Source organism: Arthrobacter sp. H14, from assembly GCF_000520495.1.
Taxonomy (GTDB): domain Bacteria; phylum Actinomycetota; class Actinomycetes; order Actinomycetales; family Micrococcaceae; genus Arthrobacter_C.
Genome location: NZ_KI914630.1, coordinates 49,467 through 50,508, shown reverse-complemented (window position 1 = coordinate 50,508; position 1,042 = coordinate 49,467). Strand labels below are relative to the sequence as shown.

Annotated in this window: 1 protein-coding gene; it reads right to left on the bottom strand. The window is 71.4% G+C overall.

Going from position 1 to position 1,042, the window contains the following annotated elements; all coding sequences use genetic code 11:
* A partial coding sequence (locus Y707_RS23340; RefSeq protein WP_162150170.1) for a helicase-associated domain-containing protein occupies positions 1-1,014 on the bottom strand: 1,014 nt, incomplete at its 3' end.
* Positions 1,015-1,042 lie beyond the last annotated feature (28 nt).

The following is a 1,042-nucleotide window of genomic DNA, read 5'->3' as shown; positions in this document are numbered from 1 at the left end:
CGGGAGGCCCGCCCCGCCCGCCGAAAACGGTCCTGACCCGCCAAAACGGTGGTGCTCAGCACCGGTCTGGCGGCCGGGCACCGTTTTCGCTGAGGCAGTCCCTATGCCCGCCCCACCCCGGGTTCCCCGCCCACCTTGGGTGCCGCCGTCGTCGTGCTCTATTAAGGGGGCAAGCCCGAGCTCCTCCAGCACCACGGCAACTTCCCGGGCGCTGGCACGGCTGACGACGACGGTGGGCGCGATCTGCCGCAATCCCAGCATCGCAGCGTGGTTGCTGGAGAGCAGCACGGCCAGAGCGTCTTCGTCCTCGCTGCGCAGGTAGCTGCCGGCCGCGCCGACCCGAAGCGTTCCGTGCCGGGAGGCGGTGTCAGTGACCAGGTAGACCAGCGGTTGTGGGACCTCGGTGGCAGAGTGTTTTTCCAGGAAGCGCAGGATGGCGGCGCCGTCGCGGCCGGCGTCGAGGGCGCGGCGGATGGAGGCGGCGGAGAAGCGGTAAGTGGTGGCCGGGCCCTGGCCTTCCGGGTCGGACAGCAGGGTCAGCTCTCGGGCAAGTGTGGGCTCCAGATAGCCGGGCGCGACGGCGGTGAGGTCGGCCTGGAGGAGTACGTAGTCGAGCGGTTTGGGCAGTGACGCGTCGAGCTGCTCGGCGGCCGCGCGGAGGTCGCCGCGGGCAGTGGCAAGTCCGACGTCGGTGAGGGCGCCGGAGCCGGTCAGCCCCAGCAACTCCGCCTCGCGCAGAATGCCGGGCACCAGACGGCGGAACCGGCGCTGCAGTCTCGGCTGGTGCCAGATCAGGCGGGTGAGGACGGCGGCCTCATCGAGAACCGGGGGACTTCCGCCGCTTTCCGCTTCCGCCGTCAGCTCGGACAGTATTTCCAGCGTGCGACGGCGGACGATCGGCGCCTCCGCGCGGGCGGCTTCGGCGGCCAGCGGGTTGATCACGGAACCGGTCGGCAGTGCCTCGCCAACCAGCGACGGCGCCCGTCCGGCCACCAGCCATCCGGTGAGCAACACTCCTCCAGGCCGACCTCACCGCCGTCGC